The organism is Achromobacter sp. AONIH1, assembly GCF_002902905.1.
Classification (GTDB): Bacteria; Pseudomonadota; Gammaproteobacteria; order Burkholderiales; family Burkholderiaceae_B; genus Achromobacter.
Genome location: NZ_CP026124.1, coordinates 5,852,629 through 5,874,317 on the forward strand (window position 1 = coordinate 5,852,629; position 21,689 = coordinate 5,874,317).

A 21,689-nucleotide genomic window follows, 5' to 3' on the forward strand; every position below is an offset into this window, starting at 1 on the left:
AAGCGCCGGCGCGCCGGCCGCGGGCCGGACGGTTCCCGCGCGCAGGCCGCGACGCTGGGAGTAAGATCTACGCCACAACAAACACCCTATAAATGGCAGGAGCAGTGGAAGATGGCGAAAGTCGGCATGGTTGGAATCGGCCTCATGGGCCATGGCATCGCGAGCAATCTGGTCAAGCATGGCCACGAACTGACGGTGCTTGAGCATCCGGGGAACCAGCCCCTGGACGCATTGAAGGCCGCGGGCGCGACCAGCTGCGCCGACGGCGCCACGCTGGCGGCGCGTTCCGACGTGATCATCCTGTGCGTCACGGGCAGCCCGCAAGTCGAGGCCGTGCTGTTGTCGCCGGGCGGCGTGCTCGAGGGCCTGCGCCCCGGCGCCGTCGTCATCGACTGCTCCACCGCGATCCCCTCGTCCACCCAGAAGGTCGCGCAAGCGGTGGCCGACAAGGGCGGACGCTTCCTCGACGCGCCCATGACCCGCACGCCCAAGGAAGCCGCCGAAGGCCGGCTGAACCTGCTGGTCGGCGGCGACGCCGCGCTGTTCGCCGAATGCAGGCCGCTGCTGGCCTGCTTCGCCGAGAACATCAGCCACGCCGGCCCGGTCGGCGCCGGGCATCGCATGAAGCTGCTGCACAACTACGTGTCGCTGGGCGTGATCGCGCTGCTGTCCGAGGCCGCCGCCTGCGCGCTGCGCGCCGACATCGACCCGGCCGTGTTCGCGGACGTGCTGGGCAAGGGCGGCGGCGGCGGCGTGGCGCTGGAACGCCTCAAGCCCTATCTGCTGGAACAGGATCCCTCGTCGCTGAAGTTCTTCATGTCGAACGCGGAAAAAGACCTGTCCTACTACAACACCATGGCGCAGGAAACCGGCGCGGCGCGCGACATCGGCCAGGCCGTGCTGGACACCTATGCGCAGGCCGTCAAGCAGGGCGGCGGCGAGCGCTACGTGCCCGAGCTGGTGTCGCTGCTGCAGGAAGGCGCGGCGCGCTGACAGGAGGCGGGAACGCTCAGCCGCCCGCCGCGGCCGGCGCCAGCGGCGCGCCGCGCTGCGGCAGCCGCAGCGCGATTCCCGCCGCCAGCAGCAGCAACACGCCCGCCGCGCCGAAGGCGATCCAGTGCGTGCCATAGCGCTCGAAGGCCCAGCCGCCCAGCCATGAGCTGATCATGCCGCCCACCTGGTGTCCCAGGTAGGCCAGGCCGTACAGCAGTCCCACCAGCCGCACCCCGTACACGTCCGCCAGGATGGCCGAGGACAGCGCGATGCTGCCGGCCCAGACGATGCCGCCCACGGACGCCGCCAGGTACAGCTCCCAGTGCGTGCCCACCATCACCAGCGCGAAAAAGCCCAGGCCGCGCACGCAATAGATCACCGCCAGGATGTTGCGCCGTTCCAGCTGGTCCGACAGCCGCCCCAGCACCAGTGTGCTGAAGATCGCCACCAGGCCGATCAGGCCGATGCCCAGCGCGCTGGTGGACGCGTCGAAGCCGTGGTCCATCAGCATGGGCATGCCGTGCGTGCCCAGCAGGTTCATGCTGAAGCCGCAGGCGAACAGCCCCAGTGCGATCTGCCAGAACGGCACCGAGGCCAGCGCGTCGCTCGCCTTGACGGTGGATGACGCGCGCGCCGCCGGACGCGCCTGCGCGCCGGCGGGCCGGTCGATGATCTGGTGCGGCAGCAGGTCGGTATGCGCGGGCGCCTGGTCGCGCATCACGAACAGCGCCGAGGGCACGGTCACCAGCGCGAACAGCGCGGCGAAACCCAGCATGGTCTCGCGCCAGCCGACGGCGGCGATCGCGTGAGTGAGCAAGGGCGTCATCAGCGCGATGCCGGCCATGGAACCGGTGGACAGGAAGAACAGCGCCATGCCGCGCTGGCGCGTGAACCAGCGGCTGATGACTGGCGTCAGCGCCACCGGGCTGGTGAAGCCCAGCCCCACCGACAGCGCCACGCCGAAAGCCAGCAGGAACTCGACCGGGCCGCGCGCGTTGACGGTCCAGACACAGGACGCGACGACGATGGCCGCGCCGGTCAGCAGCACGAAGCGCGTGCCGCGCGTGCCGGCCAGGTAGCCGGCCACCGGCATGGCCAGGCCGTAGCACAGCATGCCCACCGCCACGATGCCCGACAGCTCGCTGCGCGAGAATCCCAGCGTCTGGGTCATGGGCAGGAAGAAGGGTCCGATGCCCATGCGCAATCCCACGGTGAGCAGCGTCAGCACGGTGGCCGCGCCCACGATGTTCCAGCCGAAATACCAGCTCCCCGGCCCTTGCTTGTCCACGTGATCGTCTCCTCGGCGGATTTTTCTTGTATGCCGTGGGCGCGGTCTGGCGCTTGCGTTTCAGGGCGGGCGCGCAAGGCGCCGCGGACGATTCGGGCGGGAGGCCGGCGGACGGCAGTCGCGTCCGCCAAACGCGGACGGACCATATTACTCCGGGCTATATCCGTGCCGACGCGTACCGCGCGCGATCCTGTACACCCAGCGGCCACTGTGACGGCGCGGCGTCAGCGGCGCGCCGACGCCGAGGCAACGCTCAAGCGCGCGTGGCGGCGACCAGCCTGATTTCCACCGCCAGCGCCGGCCGCGCCAGCTCGGCTACGCCCAGGATGGTCCAGGCCGGGAAATCCGCGCGCATGTAGCGCGACTTCACCTCGCGGAAATCGGACAGCTGGGCGCCGACGTCCACGTGATAGGACACCATCTCGACCACGTCGGAGAAATCCAGACCCAGGCGCCGCAGGATGGCCTCGGCGCGCTTGAAGGCCCATTCGATCTGCTCGCGCACCGTGTCCGGCACCGTGCCGTCGGGCCGCAATCCGATCTGGCCGGAGATGTAAGCCATGCCCCGGGCCACCACGGCCGGCGCGTATTCAAAGGCGTCGAAAACGCGATTGCCGCCGAACATGGCGTCGTCCTCGGGCAGTCGCAGGCGCACGATGGCGGTCATGGAGGTTCCTGGTAACGGAGAGTGGGCCGCCAGTGTATCGACCCCCGCCCGGTCCCGCAGTCCAGGTTTGCCCGTAGTGGGCGAGCACGCTAGTGTGCTGTCCCGTGGATGCGTCCGCATGACGAAATTCATCCATAGACGTCAGGGCTAGGCGCAAACCGCAGTGATACCCGTAGGTATCGCGAGGATTTGCAACGACGCCATGGCGGCTAGGGGTGGATTTCGTGCGGGCGTATCTGCGGGACAGCACACTAGGCGCCGCCCGCCGCCGGTTCCAGCTTCAGTTGCAGCACCAGCGGCTGGCGCATGTCGGCCGGCGGCGCCTCGGCCAGCGAGCGGTTGGCCAGCACCTCGGTCAGCGCGTCGCGCACGCGGGTATCGATCAGCGTCGGAAACTCGACCCGCTCGACGCGGCCCGTGGCATCCACCCAGACCTTGGCCACCACCGGCTGCGCGGCGGCGGCCACGGCGTCGCCGGCGTCCTTCGGCCCGCCCATCAGTTCGTGCACGCGCACGACCGCTGGATTGGCGTCGTCGCCCAGCCAGGCCTGGAACTGGTTGCCCAGCAGCTGCGCATAGCTGACCCAGTGCTGCGGCACGGCGGCCGGCTGGGCGGCCACGGCGGTCGCGCCGGACAGCGCCAGGCCCATGAACGTGGCCACGGCGCGGCGCAGGCGGGCGAAACGCCCAGGCCTGGCGGACTGCGAACTGGCGGACGCGCCGCCGGAAACCGTCTGCTTCATGTCGATCTTCCTATTCCCGTTCAAACGGCGGACAGGCAGGCTCGCAACGCTCGCCCCTCATCCGCAAATAATGCCGGCCGACAGCGTCGCCGCGCGTGGCGCCTGCGCCTGCATGGCGCCCAGCTGGGGCCGGTCGCTGACCGCATGGACCGCGCCCTGCTCGCGCAGGAAACCGGTGATGCTGTCCACCGGCACCGCCTTGACCCGCGTGGCGCCCGCCCCGGGCGCGGAACCGCCGCGCCGGCTCAATGCCACCGTGCCCGACAGCCGGCCGTCCACCGCCACGCGCTCGACCACCATGCCGAGCACCAGCCCTGCCCCGCCCAGCACGGGACTGCCGCTGGCGCCCGGCTTGACCGGCGAGAACAGCAACAGCTCGGTCGCGGAACCGCCGCCGTGCGGGGCCGTCATGCCATTGAACACGGTGCTGGCGCGCGCGGGCATGCGCTGCAATTCGCCATACGCCTCGGTGAACACAGGCCGGCCGCCGCTGCTCTCGGGCGTGGCCGCGAAGGTCGCGCTCAGATAGGGCTTGAAACCGGTATCCAGCAAGGCCAGGTCGCGCGCGTCGTCGCGCGCCACCACGGTGGCCCGGCGCACCTGCCCGTCCTTCAGCGCATACAGGGACGCGCAGCCCGTCACCGCGTGCGCGGCGGTCAGGACCTGGCCGGCCGCGTTGATGAACAGACCGCTGGCCTGGGACTCGAACGGCGCGCCGGCCTGGGCGGCGGCCGCGCCGGGCAGCGCCAGCAAGGCGGCCAGCATCGCGCCGCAACGCCACAAGGGCGCGCGACATGCGCCCGGCGCCCTGGCGCGGCCGCGCGGCAATGGCCTGGCTGCATTCATCCTCGATCCCGACTGAAGCGCGCCGGGCGGACCCGGCTGAGAAATCGCGCAAATGTAGCGATAATTTGCGGCGGCTTGATGACGCTCTTGCGCCCAGGGCGCCGACGCCTGACGCGGAAACGTCATCCACCGCGCCGGCGTGCGCGCCCGTGGCGTCATACCCGTGAAGTCCCGCCGGCCCATACTGCCGCGCCCACAGTCCAAGGATCCGATATGCCCAGGACGGCCCCCGCCGCCACCCTTCCCTCCACGCTCCCCCAGGCCGCCCGCCACGGGTCCGTCCGCGCCGGATCCGTGACCCGCAACAGGCCCGCGCGATTCGCGCGCGCCGGCATCCGCGCCGCCTTGGCGCTGGCGCTGGGCGCCGCGCTCGTCCTGCCCGCGCCCTCCCTCGCCGCGCTGCCCATGGCCGTCGACGGCCAGCAGCTGCCCTCGCTGGCGCCGATGCTGGAACGGGTCACGCCCGCCGTGGTGAATATTTCCGCGCAGGACGAGCCCGACCCGCAGGCGCGCATGGCCGGCGGCGGACGCCAGAACGTGGGCTCGGGCGTGATCGTGGACGCCGCGCAAGGCAACATCCTGACCAATCACCATGTGGTGCGCGGCGCCTCGGCCATCCGCGTCTCGCTGCAGGACGGCCGCAGCTTCAGCGCCAAGGTCGTGGGCAGCGACCCCGATACCGACCTGGCCGTGCTGCGCATTCCCGCCGAGAACCTGCAGGCCCTGGCGCTGTCCGATTCCAGCGATCTGCGCGTGGGCGATTTCGTGGTGGCCATCGGCGATCCCTTCGGCCTGGGGCAGTCCGCCTCGTCGGGCATCGTTTCGGCGCTGGACCGCTCGAACCTGCGCGCGGCCGGCTACCAGAACTTCATCCAGACCGACGCTTCCATCAATCCCGGCAACTCGGGCGGCGCGCTGGTCAACCTGAACGGCGAGCTGGTCGGCATCAACACCATGATCTACACGCCCTCGGGCGGCAACGTGGGCATCGGCTTCGCGATTCCGTCCAACCTGGCCGCCGAGGTCATGCACCAGCTGCTGCAGCACGGCCAGGTGCAACGCGGCGGCCTGGGCCTGGACACGCTGGACATCACGCCGCGCAACGCCCGCCAGCTGGGCCTGGCGCCGGGCTCCAGCGGCGTGGCGGTGGCGCGCGTGGCCGACGGTTCGCCGGCGCAGCAGGCCGGTGTGCAGGCGCGCGACCAGATCGTGGCGGTGGACGGCAAGCCGGTTTCCACCAGCGCCCAGCTACGCAACGCCGAGGGCCTGTTGCCGGTGGGCAAGCAGGTGCGCCTGAGCCTGCTGCGCGGCGGTCAGCGGGTGGAGGCGACGCTGCGCATCGAGCCCGAGAAGAACGAACGCTTTCACGGCGGCTCGCTGGACGCGCGGCTCAACGGCGTGGAGTTCGCCGAGATGGCGCGCGAGCAACGACTCAAGGGCAATGACGGCGTGGTCGTCAGCGCCGCCTATCCGGACCGGGGCGCGGTCGCGGCGCGCGTGCAGCGCGGCGACATCATCATCGGCCTGAACCGGCGTCCGGTCAGCAAGCTCGCCGACCTGCGCGGCCTGCTGGCCGATACCGCCGGGCGGCCGCTGCTGCTGACGCTGATCCGGGGCCGGGCCATGTATCACCTGCAGGTGAACTGAGAGCGGCGGCTATCATGGCCCGCGCGCCGGCCGTCATCGCCATCCTGGCCGGCGCCACGCGGCTCGAATGACCTGCGTGGCGCCGTCAGGACTGCCGTCGCCGCGCAGCTCAGACCACCGCGACGCGCGGCGGCTGCGGCCGGCTGCGCATCAGCCCGGCCAGCGTTCCCAGCGCCTGTTCCAGCTGCGCGCGATCGGCCTCGGCGCCCAGCGACACGCGGATGGCGTTGGGCGCGTCCACGCCTGCGCGGAAGGCATCGGAAGATGCCACGCTCAGCCCCTGGTCGCGCGCCGCGCGCGCCAGCGCGTTCGCCGTCCACGGCGCCGGCAGCGACAGCCATTGATGGATGCCTTCGGCCGGCGCGTCCTGCGCCATGACGGCCGCGCCCTGCAGCACGCGCCGCGCCATCAACTGGCGCGCCTGGGCCTCGGCGCGCACGCCGTCCAGGATGTCCTGGGCGGCGCCGCTGGCGATCCACTGCGCGGCCAGCGCGCTCATCAGCGGCGTGGCCATCAGCGCGAAGGAACGCATCGACGCCAGCACGTGCGCGCGGCTGTCCAGGTCCGGCGCCAGCACATAGGCGGTGCGCAGCCCCGGCGTCAGGCACTTGGCCAGCGTCGAGATGTGAAAGACCGAGGCGGGCGCCAGGCTGGCCATGGTCGGCGGCGCGGCGTCCAGGAACAGGCGATAGGGATCGTCCTCGATCACCTGCGCGCCGCAGGCGGCGGCTGCGCGCAGCAGGTCGCACCGACGCGATTCGGTCAACGTGCGGGTGGTGGGATTCTGCAGCGTGGGATTCAGGTAGACCAGGCGGCTGCCGCTTTCGCGACAGGCCCGCTCCAGGCCGGTAGGCGTCATGCCTTCGTCGTCGGTCTCGGCCACGACGACGCGGCGGCCCAGCTGTTCAGCGGCGGCCAGCAGGCCGGGATAGACCAGCGGCTCGGAAACGATGGCGTCGCCGGCCCGGCCGCAGGCCAGGATCACGGCGGCCAGCGCCGCCTGCGCTCCCGGCGTCACCAGCACATGCTCGGCGTCGGCCGGCTCGGCCGCCTCCGACAGCCACTGCGCGCCGGCCGCGCGCTCGGCGGCGCTGCCGCCGGCCAGCTGGTAGGTCATCAGCACATGCACGTCCTGGCGCTCCATGACGCGCACCAATCCCCGCCGCAGCAGCTCCTGCATATCGCAGCCCAGCGGCGGCGGCGGCAGGTTCATGCCCAGGTCCAGCACCAGCGCCGCCGGCTCGGCGCGGCGTGAAATAAAGGTGCCGGCCGCGCCGCGCGGATCCAGCAGGCCGCGCAAGCCGGCTTCGTTATAGCCCCGCGTGACCGTGGTCAGGTCGATGCCCAGACGCTGCGCCAGTCCGCGCTGCGGCGGCAGGCGGTCGCCCGGCTGAAGCCGGTTTTCCGCGACGGCCCGCTCGATCAGGTCCGCGATCTGCCGGTAGCGGGGACCGCTGCCGCGCGCCAGCCGCAAGGGCCAGATTGCATATAAATCGTCGTCTTGCATGGGTCTTTCTGCACCGAAAGTCGCAATGTATGGATGATATTGATCAATTAGTAGGGTAACAAACTTAGATTAAATACATACATTAATATTCTTGCATGGATTTTAAACCTGCAGACGCGATACCTTCCGCAGCCGGTCCCTGACAGGTGCATGGACTCAAGTCCGCAAGCAAGGGCTATCCCATGTCCCACTCACCCGCCCGTCGCCGCGCCGGCGGTCCTCGGGCCTCCCGCGTCCGGCCCGCTGGCGCGGATGCTGGCTCTCCACAAAGGTTTGCTATAAGAATGCCTGTAGCAGCTTTTTTGTGGGACGAAGATAGTGACCATTCAAACCTTGCGCCGTTGCGGCATCGTGCTCGGCCTGGCCGCGCTGGCGTCCGGATGCTCCATGGTGGGCCTGGGCGACCGGCATTACGGCGCCACGCCAGTCACCAATGAATGCCGCTGGAATCGCAGCGGTTGTCTGTATGACGGGAAGTACGAAGCCGGCGAAAAGGAATACGCGGAAGAGGAAGCGGCGCGCCTGAACCGCCAGCAGCTGGAGCGGCTGCGCGGCCGATAGACCAAAGACCGCGACGCATTGCCGTGCGACACGGCCGTCAGGCGACGGCGCGGCAATGCGGAATGGCTTGACGCGCATCGCGCGCTTGCTGGCGTAGTCCTGCGCCAGCGCCAACACCGTGTCTGCTTGGCCTTGTCGCAGGCCTTCCCCCAGTTCTCGTCGGAGGTTTCGGCGAAGCACAATTGAACGGCATCCGCCGGCGGTTGAGACACCTCTTCAAACACCTCGGTAATCCGCTAAGCCTGTTCCCGCTTGAGTTCAACGGAACGCGGCGAGAGCCCTCTTCAACGGCCATACCGGACCGAGACGCTGCCCGTCTCTTCCAGAAGCGCCTGAATCTCCGACTCAATTACCCCTGTCACTGCTGCGTGATCTGCGTGCCATGCCTGCTAGATTGATTGGCGACGAACGGGCTTGGCTGATCGGACACCCGGGAGCCGGACTGCCGGCGACGGTAGCTTGGTCATCGTCACCCGCAACGTCCAAAGCCCTCCCGGTGGCAACACCCAGTCGGACTCCGCATGGCCACGGCCTGCGCGCGATCCGATTGACAAAGATTCGGACAACCCCATTGTGTATGGTTGTGTAGAATTCATGATTGCACGGATGAACAGCGCAGACCTCCTCAAGCAACTGAAAGCCGATGGCTGGTACCTGGTTCATACCGTGGGTTCCCATCATCAGTTCAAGCACCCCACCAAGCCCGGCAGGGTTACGGTGCCGCATCCCAAGAAGGACTTGCCGATGGCGACTCAGCGCTCCATCCTCAAGCAAGCCGGCCTGCGATAGGCGGACGGCACAGGAGAACCTCATGTTCTACCCGATCCACGTGCATAAAGAAAAAGGTAGCGCCTACGGGGCTTCCTTCCCCGACTTCCCCGGCTGCTTTGCCGCAGCCGACGACTGGCAAGACCTGCCGCGCGCAGCCCAGGAAGCCGTTGAGGCGCACTTCCACGGCGAGGCCGAGACAATTCCCGCGCCGTCCGCCCCCGAAGCATGGGTCAGCCACGAGGACTTCCAGGGGGGCTACTGGATGATGGTCGATATCGATCTGTCGAAGGTCAGCACAAAGGCGGTAAGGCTCAATATCAGCTTGCCCGAGAACCTGGTCCATCGCATCGACGAGGCCGCGCAAACCCGGCGCATGTCGCGGTCGGCATTCCTGGCCATGGCCGCAGAACATGAAATGACCGCCGCCTGACATGACCTGCCGGATTTCCTCGTACCGCCAATAACTTGGAAAACGGCTTGGGTTGAGCAGCCTTCAATCCCTCTGCAACCGTGACACCCAATCGAAGAACGGCCATCGCAATCGCGCATCCCCCCCTGCGCAATCACCTATTAAGAAAAGCGCGCCGCCTGCCGTAGCAGCCCGAAAGCACATCGCATCCATTCGGGGGGAGTTGCCGTGGTCGAGCGCAATCGCCAACAAGCAAAGTGGCTGCTGAAAGCAGTTTTCATCTCATGCGCGGCCAGCTTCCCGCATTCCGCCAGCGCTCAATTGGTCTCCAGTACCGGAGAGGTGCTGCCCGGGTCGGTCCAGACGCCCAACTGGACGGTCGGCGGCGACCTGACCGTCGGCGACACGACCACGGGCAGCTTGACCATCGACGCCGGCGCCACGGTCTCCAACGATCTGGCCACCATCGGCAATCTCAATGGGGCCGTGGGCACCCTGACGGTGTCCGGCAGGAACGGCGGCGCGGCATCGACCTGGACCAGCACCGGCCTGGTGTCCGTCGGGGTCGAATCGGGCAGCCAAGGCACGCTCAAGGTGCAGGCCGGCGGCCAGGCACGCAGCGATGCGGGCATCATCGGCCGCGATAGCGGCAGCGTTGGCACCGTTACCGTGTCGGGCGTCGGATCCGTCTGGGAGCTTTCCACGATCAACTCGTTCCAGATCGGCACCGCCGGCAGCGGCACGCTGCGGATCGACGATGGCGGCGCGTTGCACAGCGGCCAGGGCATCATAGGCTGGCAACCCGGCGGCAACGGGCGCGTTACCGTGACGGGCGCCCGATCGGTCTGGGATCCGCTGAACAACATCTATGTCGGTTTTGAAGGAACCGGCGAGCTGCAGGTCCAGGACGGCGCCGCCGTCCACACCCAGGGGCCGAGCGGGCCGACTTCCGCCGCGTCGATCTATATCGGGCTCCAGCCGGGCGGCGTGGGCACGGTCAACGTGTCCAGCACGACGGCCAACGCCTCGACCCTGAAGGCGAGCGACCGCATCGAGATCGGCTCGGCGGGCACGGGCACGCTGACCATCGACAAGGGCGGGATCGCGGGCGCCGCCGCCGATACCTGGATCGCCGTCGCCGGCGGCTCCACCGGCACGTTGCACCTGCTCGGCGATGCCGGCGGTCGTGGCGCGCTGGAGACCGGCTCCGTCGTCAAGGGGGCTGGCACCACGTCCTTCGACTGGAATGGCGGCATCCTGCGCGCCATTCGCGACCAGAACGACTTCCTGAACGGCTTCGCCACGCAGGCGATCGGCGCCAACGGCGCCTGGTTCGACACGAATACCTACGACGTGGTCATGGGCACCGCCTTCTCGGGCGCGTCCAGCTTCAACAAGCTGGGCGCCGGCACGCTGACGCTGTCGGGCAACAGCGCGGCGTTCACGGGGAACACCGCCATCCGCGCCGGCACGCTGCAGGTGGACGGCATCCTGGGCGGGCCCGTGAATGTGCTGGCGGGCGCGCGGCTGACCGGAACGGGACGCGTCGGCGCGACGACCAACCAGGGCGTCATCGCGCCGGGACCGCGCAGCGGCTTCGGCACGCTGACGATCGCCGGCGACTATGCCGGCCAGGGCGGCGGCCTGGAAGTCCGCACGCGGCTTGGCGCCGACAACTCGCCGACCGACAAGCTGGTGATCACCGGCGCGACCGCTGGCGCGACGCCGGTCACGGTGAAGAACATCGGCGGCGCGGGCGCGGCGACCCAGCGGGGCATACAGATCGTGCAGGTCAATGGCGTCTCGGCGGGCCAGTTCAACCTGGCCAACGGCGATTACGTCATCGACGGGCGTCCGGCCCTGGTGGCCGGCGCCTACGGCTATGTGCTGCAACAGGATCCGGCCGACGGCGGCTGGTATCTGAGATCGTCCCTGACCGATCCCGGCACGCCCCAGCCCGGAGGCGGCGACCCGGGCGCACAGCCGCCTTTGCGCTATCAGCCCGGCGTGCCGGTCTATGAGGCCTACGCCAACACCCTGCTCCAGCTGAGCAAGCTTCCTACGCTGCGCCAGCGGGTCGGCAATCGTCTCTATGACCCGGCGGACGTCGGCCGCAATGGCGTGTGGAGCCGCGTGGAAGGGACGGCGAGCCGCTACGACCCCGCGACGTCCGCGACCGGCGCGCGCCAGGACATCGACAGCTGGAAGGCGCAATTCGGCGTGGACCGCATCCTGAACGGCGAGCGCGACGGCTCCCGCCTGGTGGCCGGCCTGGCGTTTCACTATGGCAAGGCCGACACGCGTTTGTCGTCGGCCTATGGCAAGGGCAACGTCGACACCACCGTCTACGGCCTGACGCCCACGCTGACCTGGTATGGCGCGAACGGCGTGTATGTCGACGTCCAGGCGCAGGCGAACTGGTTCGACAGCGACCTGAAATCACGCTCGGCGGGCACGCTCAGGAATGGCGCGAAGGCGCACGGCTACGGGCTGGGCATCGAGGCGGGCAAGGCCTGGGACCTGAGGCAAGGACTCGCCCTGATCCCGCAGGCGCAGCTGACGTACCTGTCGACCCGCTTCGGCAGCTTCAACGACCGATTCGACGCGCGCATCGAAAGCGACAAGGGCGACAGCCTGCAGGGCCGCGTCGGCATCGCGCTGGACTACAAGCGCGACTGGCAGTCGGGCGGCGTGCACCGGGAAGCCAGCGTCTATGGCGTGGCCAACGTCAAGCATGAATTCCTGGACGGGACGCGCGTGCGCGTGGCCAATGTGCCGGTGGCCAGCCGGATGGCGCGCACCTGGGGCGGCCTGGGCCTGGGCGTGAATTACGGCTGGGGCGGACGCTATGCCCTCTACGGCCAGATCGACGCGGATGCCGATTTCTCCGGCAGCCATGTCGTCACCGCGACCGCCGGATTCCGGATGATGTTCTAGCGGCGGCGGGCCGGTGACGACGACCGCCGCCGCCCCGGGCGACGCTCAGGCGGCGGTTGTTCCGGCTCTCATCCCATCCTGACCATGACGTGCCGCGCGACGGTGTAGTCCTCCAGGGCGTACATGGAAAGATCCTTGCCGTAGCCCGAGGACTTCAGGCCGCCGTGCGGCATTTCGCTGGTCAACATGAAGTGCGTATTGACCCAGGTGCAGCCGTATTGCAACCGGGCGGCCGTCGCCATACCGCGCGAAATGTCGCGGGTCCAGACCGATGAGGCCAGACCGTATTCGGAGTCGTTGGCCCAGCGCACCGCCTCGTCGGCGTCGTCGAACCGCGTCACCGAAACGACGGGCCCGAAGACTTCATGCTGGACGATTTCGTCGCCTTGCAGCGCGCCGGCCACCACGGTTGGCTCGTAGAAAAAGCCGCCGCCGTCTCCCGCGCGACCGCCCGCCGTGATCTCGATGTGCCTGTTTTCAGCGGCCCGCCGGACAAAGGACTCGACGCGGGACTGCTGTCTGGCCGAGATCAGCGGCCCCAGGTCATTGTCGTCATCGTTGGGCTGATTGAACTTGAGGCGCTTGACCGCGTCCGAAAGGTCGGCAACAAGCTTGTCATAGATTTTCCTGCCGGCATAGATGCGGCAGGCGGCGGTGCAGTCCTGGCCGGCGTTGTAGTAGCCGTAGACCTTGACGCCTTCCACGACGCTGGCCAGGTCGGCGTCGTCGAAGACGATGACCGGCGCCTTGCCGCCCAGCTCAAGATGGGTTCGCTTGACGATCTTGGACGCGGCCTGCAGCACCTTCTTGCCCGTGCCGATATCGCCGGTGAGCGAGACCATCGCCACCTTCGGATGATGGATCAGCGCGTCGCCCACGCTCGCGCCGCGCCCCGTGACCACGTTGACGACCCCGGCGGGAAAGATGCCCGCGATGATCTTCGCGAGTTTCAGCAAGGTCAGCGGCGTCTGCTCCGATGGCTTGATCACGACGGTATTGCCGCCGGCAAGCGCGGGGGCCAGTTTCCAGGCCGCCATCATCAGGGGGTAGTTCCACGGCGCGATGGACGCGACGACGCCGATCGGATCGCGACGGATCATCGACGTGTGGTTGGCGACATACTCGCCGGACGCAGCGCCGTGCATCGTTCTCGCGGCGCCGGCGAAAAAGCGGAAGCAATCGGCGATCGCCGGGATCTCGTCCTCCAGCACGCGGATACGCGGCTTGCCGCAGTTGAGCGCCTCGAGCGTCGCGAAGTCCTCGCCCGCGCTCTCGATGGCGTCGGCCAGCTTCAACAGCAGGCGCGAGCGCTCGGCGGGCGTGGTCCGCGCCCAGGCGTCGAAGGCCTTCGACGCCGCTTCGACCGCCGCGTCGACCTGCTCGACCGAGGCTTCGGCCAATTCAGTCAGCAGCGCCCCGGTCTTCGGATTCAGGATCTTCTCTTTGGCTTCCGCGCCCGCGACAAAGGCGGAACCGATCAGCAGTTCATGGTCAAACACGCGACTCTCCTGTTTACGAAATTAGCTTGCGGACGGGCCATGGGCCATCAGGCCGGAACGGCGGCCACCGCGTCCACGGCCCCGGCGCCCCGGACGCCCGCGGCAAGAATGAAATCCGCCGCCTTCTCGGCGATCATGATCGTGGGCGCATTGGTATTGCCACTCACGATGGTCGGCATGATGGAGGCGTCGATGACGCGCAGGCCGCTCACGCCCCACACACGCAGCCGGTCGTCCACGACGGCCATCTCGTCGCTGCCCATCTTGCAAGTCCCCACCGGGTGGTAGACGGATTCGACGTTCTCCCTCAGGTACTGGTCGATCTGGGCATCGGTCGTGGCCTGCGGGCCGGGGGCATACTCCACGCCTCGATAGGGGTCGAACGCCTTTTGCGCCAGGACTTCCCGGCCTATGCGTATCCCCTCGCGATACACACGGATGTCATCCGGATCCGAGAAATAGTTTGGCTGAATGCGCGGGTGCTGCGTGGGATCCGCCGACTGGATCTTCAACCAGCCCCGACTCTTGGGGCGCGAAATATTGAACAGCGGCGTGAAGCCGTGCTCGGGAATGACGACCCGACCGTTTTCGCGGTACATGATCATCTCGAAGTGGTACTGGATGTCCGGGGCGATCAGATCGGGCTGGCTTTTGACGAAGGCCAGCGCTTCCACGCCGTGATACGCGCCCGGGCCTCCCTTGTCCCACATATAGCGCGCCAGGGCAGCGGCGGCGCGAACGGGACGGATGTAGGTCAGGAGCGAGTTCGGCAGCGTCGAGCGGCATTGCACGCCCACGGACAGGTGATCGTGCAGGTTCTGGCCCACGCCCGGCAGCGCCGCCGTGACCTCGATGCCCAGCGAGCGCAGATGCGCCGGATCGCCAATGCCGGACAACTGAAGCAGCTGCGGCGAGTTGATCGCGCCGCCCGACAGCAGCACCTCCTGATGCGCGCGGAGCACTTCCTTGCGGCCACGGCGAAGGAACTCGACGCCGACCGCGCGGCCGCGCTCGACGATGACGCGCGTGGCCAAGGCCTTGGTGATGATCCTGAGGTTCTTCCGCTCCTTCACCGGATGCAGGTAAGCGAAAGCCGTGCTCGCGCGTACTCTCTTGTCTCCGGAGGCCTTGATCGTACTGTCACAAGGGCCGAATCCCTCCTGCTCCCCATCATTGAAGTCATCGCGGTACGGGTATCCGGCCTGAATGCCCGCCTCGACGAACGCCTTCGACAAGGGGTGATGAACACCGTAGCGGCTCGTGTGCAACGGTCCATCGTGCCCATGGATCGGACTGCGCGGTCCGTTCCAGTTCTCGGCGCGAAGAAAATAGGGCAGGCAATCCCGGAAGGACCAACCGCTGTTTCCCAACGCCGCCCAATGATCGTAGTCCGTGGCGCTGCCTCGGATGTAGATCATGCCGTTGACACAGCTGCATCCGCCCAGGACCTTCGCCCGTGGCCAGAACAGCCGTCTGCCGGCCAGGTGCTCCTGGGGCTCGGTGTGGTAGCCCCAGTCGATCTGCCCGGTTTTCATCAATTGGAAATAGCCGGCCGGCATGCCGATGAAGGGGCTGCGGTCCCAGCCGCCGGCCTCGATCAGCGTGACGTCGACGGCCGGATTCGCGGATAGTCGATTCGCCAGGACACAACCCGCGGACCCGCCGCCGACAATGATGTAGTCCGTCACAGTGCTGCCCTCGCTCGCAGGTTATGGGGGAAAGTCATGACACCAGACCCGCGCTCATCGGCTCGAGCCGCGCATCGACGATGCGGTTGACGGCGTCGATGAAGCTATCGATGTCCTCGTCGGTCATCGGGGTCGACAGGAATGCCTTGCCGGTGCGGGCGATATGGAAGCCCGCCAAGGTCAAGGCGCGCTGAAGCGCGACAACGCGCCTGGTTTCCTCGGGGGTGGAATAGCCCGAGCGGTAGTCGGTCACTTTGCGGCCATGGCCGAACACCATGAAGCTGGACCCGAAGCCGGTGACCTGTCCTGGAAAGCCGGACCGCGCGAACGCCTGGTTCAGCGCCGCCATCAGCCGGGAATTGAGCTGCGTCATGCGATCAATCGCGGCGTCGTCAAGCAGATCCAGCGTGACCTTGCCCGCGGTCATCGTGACCGGATTGGCCGTGAAGGTGCCGCTCCACGGCAAGCCGGGCTTGCCCTGGCGATGGTCGTAGATCCGCATGAACTCGCGCCGCCCCGCCACCGCGCCGACGGGAAAGCCGCCGCCGATGATCTTGCCCAGGGTAGTCAGATCCGGCTGGATGCCCAGCAGCGTCTGGACGCCGCCGGTGTGACACCTGAACGAGATGACTTCATCCAGGATGAAAAGCGCCCCGATCTCGCGAGTCACGCGTTCAATCATGTTGGTGAAGCGCTGGGTCGCCTGCACGAACCCCAGATAGCTGGGCACCGCGTCGAGCAGGACGGCCGCGATGTCCGCGGCATTCGCCCGGATGATCCGCTCGGCGGCTTCAACGTCGTTGAAGGGGATGACCACCACGTCGTCCGTCACCCCTTTGGGCACCCCTTTTGAATAGCCGATCGAGTTCGGATCCTCGCCCCAGTTCGACGGGGAAGAATCCAGGCTGACCTCGGCGTAGTCATAAGCGCCGTGGTAAACGCCTTCCGCCTTGACGATCTTGGATCGGCCCGTGATCGCGCGGGCGGCTTTGATCGCGCTCATGACGGCTTCCGAGCCAGAGTTGCAGAATCTCACCTGTTCGAAGCTCTCGGCCCTCGCGCATATCGTTTCCGCCAGCGCGACCTCCTGCTCCGTGGGAAGCGTAAAGGCGGTTCCATTGCCGACCTGGCGCCGAACGGCCTGCACGACGCCCGGATGCGCGTGGCCGTGGATCAGCGAGGCGAAGTTGTTCAACAGGTCAAGGCGGCGCGTGCCGTCCACATCGACCACGTAAGCCCCTTGGCCATGCGAGGCGTAGACCGGGAAAGGCTCCTGCCATGGCAATGTGCGCGTGATACCGCCGGGCAGCACTTTCAAACCGCGTTCATACAGGTCCCGGGAACGGGAAGCCAGGTCTGGCCATTGAGCCATGATTGCACTCCAAAGGGTTGAAGAACGATGAGGACGTCGCGCGCCGTCAGGCGTGACGGCGCACACGGGTATTGGCGATCGGCTCGCTGGAATAGACGCCGAACCGCGGCTGCGTGGCGCGTTCCAGCGCGCTGTAGCCGTAGTACAGCTCGGCCATCATGAACGTCCAGGTGAACAAGGCCGCGGTGTAGAACAGCGTGCGGTCCGCGTCATCGCCGGGCAACGGGACATAGTCGTACAAGACGGCGATGGCCAGGCCGCTCAGCGCCACGACAGCCGTGCCCATCGCATGCAGCGTCTCGCCCGCCTTCTGCAGCCGCCAGGCGAAGTACGCCAGAAAGACCAGGAAGACCAGGCCCATCAGCAGGTAGAACGGCGGTTTGTAGACCGCCAACGCCGGCGCATGGTCGGCCGCCACCAGCGCGGCGGCGCCCGCGAAGCCGAGCAGGAAATAGAGGACATCCGCGAGGCGCGACGGCTGGTAGTTATGGGTCACCGCCATCATGCCGGCGACCGCGACCACCGGAAAGCCGAAGGACCGCGAGAACGCATCGAAGAAATGCGCGACGCTGTAGCCGGACTCCCACCCGAAGAGCGCCCACAGCAGGAAATGAGAGCCCGAAAGGGCCATGATGAACCATTCGATCCCGCACAGATAATTGCGCTTCCTGAGGAACTTCACGCCATAGATGACCCCGGCAAGAATCAGCAGGACATCGGCCAGCAAAAGGAAAATCGCATTCATGATGAAGGGGCCTCGGTGAGAGTCGAGCTGATTGATCCCGAGCCGGCAGCGGCGTGCCGGCCCCGGACTCATTCGTGCAGCATGGCGCCGAATCGCTTGATGCCGCGCCGCATCAGCTGTTGCGCGCCGGGCGACCACGGTCCCATTTCGAAGAAGCCATGGATCATTCCCGGACCTGGCATATGCTCCGCCGGGCTGCCGGCCGCGTTCATGGCCGAGGCGTAGGCAGCGCCCGAGTCGCGCAACGGATCGAATTGCGCCGTCATCACCAGCGCCGGCGCCAGCCGGCTCAGATCCTTGGCCCGCAGCGGCGCCAGGCGCGGATCCGTCGGGTCCAGATAGGCGCCCGCGTAATGGCGGTAGAACCAGTTGATGGTGGCCACATCGAGCAGGTATCCCTCGCCGTTCTCCACGACGCTGGGGTACTGCGCCGTCACATGATCCACGGCGGGATAGATGAGGAACTGCGCGGTCAGCGCGATACCTTCATCGCGCAACCGCTGCGCGACGACGGCCGAGAAATTGCCGCCCGCGCTGTCGCCGGCGACGCCGACATTGTGGTTTCCGCCCAGCTCGTGCGCATGCGCCACGATCCACTTCGTGGCCGCGACGGCATCTTCAACGCCGGCGGGAAATGCATGCTCGGGCGCCAGCCGGTAGTCCACCGCCACCACCACGGCCATCGCGCCGCGACAGATCTCGCGGCAGATGTTGTCGTGCGTGTCCAGGTCGCCAATGACGAATCCGCCGCCGTGGAAGTAGGCCACGGTCGGAAACGGCCCGTCGCCTTCGGGCCAGTACACGCGGGCCTTCAATGGCCCGGCGGCGCCGCCGACGGTCGTGTCCCGCACGCGGGCCACGGGTACGACCTGCTCGGGCGTCAGCGCGCCGGCCGTCGTTGCCAGATAGAAGGCCCGGCCTTCCTCCGGCGTGCCTTCGTGCAGCGGCTTCGCGCCGGCCTCGGCCAGCAGCTGCATGGCGCCGGCTATATGGGGATCGAGAGACATGGAATGACTTCCTTTGTTCAGGGATGAGGGGGTCGCCAGCGCGCCGGGTGCTCAGCGGTAGGCCAGGGCCGCTTCGTCGGGCCGTGCCGCGGGGAACGAGACCCGCTCCTCTTCGTACTCCAGGCCTTGCTTCCAGGGATGACGATCGCCCTGGCGAGGCAGCAGGTGCAGCGCCCGCATGATGTAGCCCGAGTTGACGTTCTCCGGATCGATCCAGGGCAGGCGCGGCATGTCTGCGTCCGCGACAGGCACGGTGGGAACCACCATGTCGTGGCCCGCCTGCGCCATGTGCTCGACGATGCGGCACGCCAGATCGGTGACCAGATCCGCGCGCAGCGTCCAGCTTGAGCGGAAGTAGCCCATGACGTAGGCCATGTTGGGAACGCCTTCGATCATCATGCCGCGATAGCTGACGCGCTTGGCGAAGTCCACCGATTCGCCATCAACGAAAAATGGCACGCCGCCGAATATCCGCATGTTGAAACCCGTCGCGGTGACGATGATGTCGGCGTCAAGATGCGCGCCGCTGACCAACCGGACGCCCGTGGCGTCGAAGCGCTCGATGCCGTCGGTGACCACTGACGCCTTGCCGGAGCGGATGGCGGCGAACAGGTCGCCGTCGGGAACCAGCGCGATGCGTTGCTGCCATGGGCGATAGCTCGGGTTGAAATGCTTCTCCACGTCGAAGCCCTCGGGCAGGAGCGCGCGCGCCTGCTCGACGATCCACGCGCGCATTTCCTCGGGATGTTCGAAGGACATGCGAACTTCGCCGTCCACCTTGGCGACGAAGGCGCGCCGCATGATCTCGTGCACCCAGTCGGGGCGCACGCCCAGTTCGCGCAGCTGGGTCTCCAGCGGATGGATGGGAGAATCCGCCGCGAAAAACGTGGGCGAACGCTGCAGCATTGTCACGTGCGCCACGGCGTCCGCCAAGGACGGGATCAAGGTGGCGGCCGTGGCGCCCGAGCCGATGACGACCACGCGCTTGCCCGTGCAGTCGAGTTCTTGCGGCCAGTGCTGCGGATGCACCCACTGCCCCTTGAAATCACGCATGCCAGGCCACTCGGGCGTATAGCCCTTGGCGTGATCGTAGTAGCCCGAGCACATCCAGAGAAAACCCGTCGTCAGCGTCAGCGTCTCGCCCGAATGCGTGCGCGTGACCTCCAGCGTCCAGCGCCTGTCCCGGGACGACCACCGGGCGGCCGTGATCTTGTGCCCGTAATGGATATGTCGCGCCAGATCATTTTCCTCGATCAGCTCCCCCAGGTAGGCGCGGATCTCGTCGGCCGTGCCGATGGCGCGTCCGGTTTCCCAAGGCTTGAAGCTGTAGCCGTAGGTGTAGCAATCGCTGTCCGAACGCGCGCCGGGGTAGCGATGCGTCCACCAGGTGCCCCCGAAGCCGTCCATCGCTTCGAGCACGGCGAATGAGTGATCGGGAAATCGCTTGTGCGTGTTGTATGTGGCGCCAAGACCCGAAATGCCGGCGCCCACAACGATAAAGTCAAGATGCTGGCCGTTCACGAGCGCGGCCTGAGGTTGCTTGATCACGGTTCTCTCCAGGTTGCCTGCAATTGGAAATCAGAGCTTGAGGTAGTCGCCCAGTTCGCTGTAGTTGACCTGCCAGAGGCCGGGCGAACCGATGGGGTACTGCGAGCGGAATCCGAGCAGGCGCTGGACGCGCGGCGAAAGCTGTCGAACGATGTCCATGCTGACCAGGAAGGGGTAGGCCTCTTCGCCGGTGAGAAAGCCGGGGTTGAAGGCGAAGGCCACGCCTCGGCGGTACTGGTCCGTGGTCAGGTTGGCGCCGCCGCCATGAGCGGTCTTGCCGCTGTACAGGAGCACATCTCCAGCCTTCATCCTGGCGGCGATGGTCTGCTCCGGCGTGCCGCGATCCTCGAAATCCTCCCAGTGGTTGCTGCCGGGGATGATCCGGGTGGCGCCGTTCTCTTCGGTGTAGTCGGTGAAGGCGATCATGAAATTCAGGGCGGCCTCGGGCCCCTTGGGTCCCATGCCGATGAACGGATACCAGTTCTCCAGGTCGCGGTGCAGCATCTGCGCCTTGTTGCCGGGGCCGATTTCAATCACCTGCGCGGTGGTCATCCAGTACGAACCGGATTCCTCAAGGAAGATCGCGTCGAGCAGGTCATGCACCAGATCACAGTCGAGGATTTCCTCGCGGAAGGTCTTGCTGTACGTGACCAGATTTGTCAGACGCTTGGTGTTTGCGCCGTGGAATTCGGCAATCAACTCGATTTCGTGCGTCGATCCCGGCGCAAGGGCGTCCATCGGCCCCTGGATTTCGGCGTTGAAGCTGTCGATCTGTGCCTTGGCGAGGAAGTTCTTGATGATGACGCCGCCATCTTGCTTGAGGATCTGGAGGATCTCCGCGATGGGCGTCGAGGTCGTGACGGTGCGCAAAGCGCTGGTGGGCCGGGTCATGAAGCATCTCCTTTGTGTCGGATAGCGTTGACTTATTTTGTTGGTCAAATGACCAACTGAATGCATCATGAAATATGCCAAGCCATACCGTCAAGGTCGGGAAAACCCGTCCTCCGGAAATAGAATTTCGCGTTTATTCAGCTGTTTTAAACATATTTTTCGATCGCGACCTGGAAAGAAATGCCCGAAATCGCCATAAGAAATAGCCCGCCATTTAATTGGTCAATTGACCTTTAATTATTCAGGACGTCTACATGGCGCCGCAGGGCTGAGCCGACCGTTCCCGCAACGGGAAACGCGAGGTCGCCACGCCGATGGCCAGCCTGATCGCTCATGGGCGTGACGCGATGACCGCTCCAGGCCGATGTATTCGTCCCTTGCGACTGGCGCGGCGGGCGGCCCGGCGAAGAAATGCGCCTGTTACGATACGAATTTCCGACATCGTCAGCGCTTCCTCATTCCAGGCGCGCGTCAGTCGCCCGTCATGCCGACCCCGCAAGCCCCTTTCATCCACGAAGGGATCGCGGTCGCTGGGGAGCAGCTGGAGCGCATCGGGCCTGGGCTCCCTCG

The 21,689-nt window shown here is 67.0% G+C and carries 18 protein-coding genes; 6 read left to right on the forward strand and 12 right to left on the reverse strand.

From position 1 onward, the window contains the following. The first annotated feature begins 111 nt into the window (after positions 1–111). On the forward strand, positions 112–993 hold the full coding sequence (locus C2U31_RS26735; RefSeq protein ID WP_103275562.1) for an NAD(P)-dependent oxidoreductase: 882 nt from the start codon (positions 112–114) through the stop codon (positions 991–993). 16 nt (positions 994–1,009) lie between these two features. Here C2U31_RS26735 and C2U31_RS26740 read toward each other — a convergent pair whose 3' ends face one another. The 4 genes from C2U31_RS26740 to C2U31_RS26755 all read right to left on the reverse strand — a co-directional run bounded on the left by C2U31_RS26740 (position 1,010) and on the right by C2U31_RS26755 (position 4,456). Beyond that, the gene (locus tag C2U31_RS26740; protein WP_103275563.1) at positions 1,010–2,281 is read right to left on the reverse strand and encodes an MFS transporter; all 1,272 of its coding nucleotides are present in this window, start codon (positions 2,279–2,281) and stop codon (positions 1,010–1,012) included. 253 nt (positions 2,282–2,534) lie between these two features. Next, positions 2,535–2,948, reverse strand: a complete 414-nt coding sequence (locus tag C2U31_RS26745) for a RidA family protein (RefSeq protein WP_103275564.1) — start codon at positions 2,946–2,948, stop codon at positions 2,535–2,537. A gap of 251 nt (positions 2,949–3,199) precedes the next feature. Then, positions 3,200–3,691, reverse strand: a complete 492-nt coding sequence (locus C2U31_RS26750) for a hypothetical protein (protein ID WP_103275565.1) — start codon at positions 3,689–3,691, stop codon at positions 3,200–3,202. Between the two features lie 57 nt (positions 3,692–3,748). Continuing rightward, positions 3,749–4,456: a serine protease gene (locus C2U31_RS26755; RefSeq protein WP_158658476.1), complete on the reverse strand. Its 708-nt coding sequence runs from the start codon at positions 4,454–4,456 to the stop codon at positions 3,749–3,751. A 375-nt stretch (positions 4,457–4,831) separates the two neighbouring features. Here C2U31_RS26755 and C2U31_RS26760 point away from each other — a divergent pair, with 375 nt between their 5' ends. After that, on the forward strand, positions 4,832–6,184 hold the full coding sequence (locus C2U31_RS26760; RefSeq protein ID WP_233772515.1) for a trypsin-like peptidase domain-containing protein: 1,353 nt from the start codon (positions 4,832–4,834) through the stop codon (positions 6,182–6,184). Positions 6,185–6,293: 109 nt separating this feature from the next. Here the strand turns inward: C2U31_RS26760 and C2U31_RS26765 are convergent, their stop codons facing one another. Beyond that, positions 6,294–7,691 (reverse strand): PLP-dependent aminotransferase family protein, encoded by a 1,398-nt coding sequence (locus C2U31_RS26765; RefSeq protein ID WP_103275568.1) that lies wholly within the window; start codon positions 7,689–7,691, stop codon positions 6,294–6,296. Between the two features lie 318 nt (positions 7,692–8,009). On the opposite strand from C2U31_RS26765, the gene C2U31_RS26770 reads away from it, so the two are divergent. The 4 genes from C2U31_RS26770 (at position 8,010) to C2U31_RS26785 (ending at position 12,369) form a co-directional block, all read left to right on the forward strand. Beyond that, complete coding sequence (locus C2U31_RS26770; protein ID WP_103275569.1) at positions 8,010–8,252, forward strand: hypothetical protein; 243 nt, start codon at positions 8,010–8,012, stop codon at positions 8,250–8,252. A 606-nt stretch (positions 8,253–8,858) separates the two neighbouring features. Beyond that, on the forward strand, positions 8,859–9,041 hold the full coding sequence (locus tag C2U31_RS26775; protein ID WP_103275570.1) for a type II toxin-antitoxin system HicA family toxin: 183 nt from the start codon (positions 8,859–8,861) through the stop codon (positions 9,039–9,041). Positions 9,042–9,063: 22 nt separating this feature from the next. Then, positions 9,064–9,453, forward strand: coding sequence for a type II toxin-antitoxin system HicB family antitoxin (locus C2U31_RS26780; protein ID WP_103275571.1), 390 nt, complete (start codon positions 9,064–9,066; stop codon positions 9,451–9,453). A 207-nt stretch (positions 9,454–9,660) separates the two neighbouring features. Then, on the forward strand, positions 9,661–12,369 hold the full coding sequence (locus C2U31_RS26785) for an autotransporter outer membrane beta-barrel domain-containing protein (RefSeq protein WP_103275572.1): 2,709 nt from the start codon (positions 9,661–9,663) through the stop codon (positions 12,367–12,369). Between the two features lie 68 nt (positions 12,370–12,437). Here C2U31_RS26785 and C2U31_RS26790 read toward each other — a convergent pair whose 3' ends face one another. The 7 genes from C2U31_RS26790 to C2U31_RS26820 form a co-directional block, all read right to left on the reverse strand. Continuing rightward, a complete protein-coding gene (locus C2U31_RS26790) occupies positions 12,438–13,853 on the reverse strand; it encodes a gamma-aminobutyraldehyde dehydrogenase (protein WP_199771073.1) in 1,416 nt (471 codons plus the stop codon). A 62-nt stretch (positions 13,854–13,915) separates the two neighbouring features. Next, complete coding sequence (locus tag C2U31_RS26795; RefSeq protein WP_103275574.1) at positions 13,916–15,556, reverse strand: choline dehydrogenase; 1,641 nt, start codon at positions 15,554–15,556, stop codon at positions 13,916–13,918. Positions 15,557–15,590: 34 nt separating this feature from the next. Next, positions 15,591–16,928: an aspartate aminotransferase family protein gene (locus C2U31_RS26800; protein WP_103275575.1), complete on the reverse strand. Its 1,338-nt coding sequence runs from the start codon at positions 16,926–16,928 to the stop codon at positions 15,591–15,593. Between the two features lie 46 nt (positions 16,929–16,974). Further along, positions 16,975–17,745 carry a hypothetical protein gene (locus C2U31_RS26805; RefSeq protein WP_233772516.1) on the reverse strand — a complete coding sequence of 257 codons (771 nt, stop codon included), beginning with the start codon at positions 17,743–17,745 and terminating at the stop codon, positions 16,975–16,977. Next, on the reverse strand, positions 17,742–18,680 hold the full coding sequence (locus C2U31_RS26810; RefSeq protein ID WP_103275577.1) for an alpha/beta hydrolase: 939 nt from the start codon (positions 18,678–18,680) through the stop codon (positions 17,742–17,744). The genes C2U31_RS26805 and C2U31_RS26810 overlap by 4 nt, the downstream gene beginning before the upstream one ends. Before the next feature lie 51 nt (positions 18,681–18,731). After that, on the reverse strand, positions 18,732–20,228 hold the full coding sequence (locus C2U31_RS26815) for an NAD(P)/FAD-dependent oxidoreductase (protein WP_103275578.1): 1,497 nt from the start codon (positions 20,226–20,228) through the stop codon (positions 18,732–18,734). Positions 20,229–20,258: 30 nt separating this feature from the next. Then, positions 20,259–21,119: a phytanoyl-CoA dioxygenase family protein gene (locus C2U31_RS26820; RefSeq protein ID WP_103275579.1), complete on the reverse strand. Its 861-nt coding sequence runs from the start codon at positions 21,117–21,119 to the stop codon at positions 20,259–20,261. Positions 21,120–21,689: the final 570 nt, after the last annotated feature.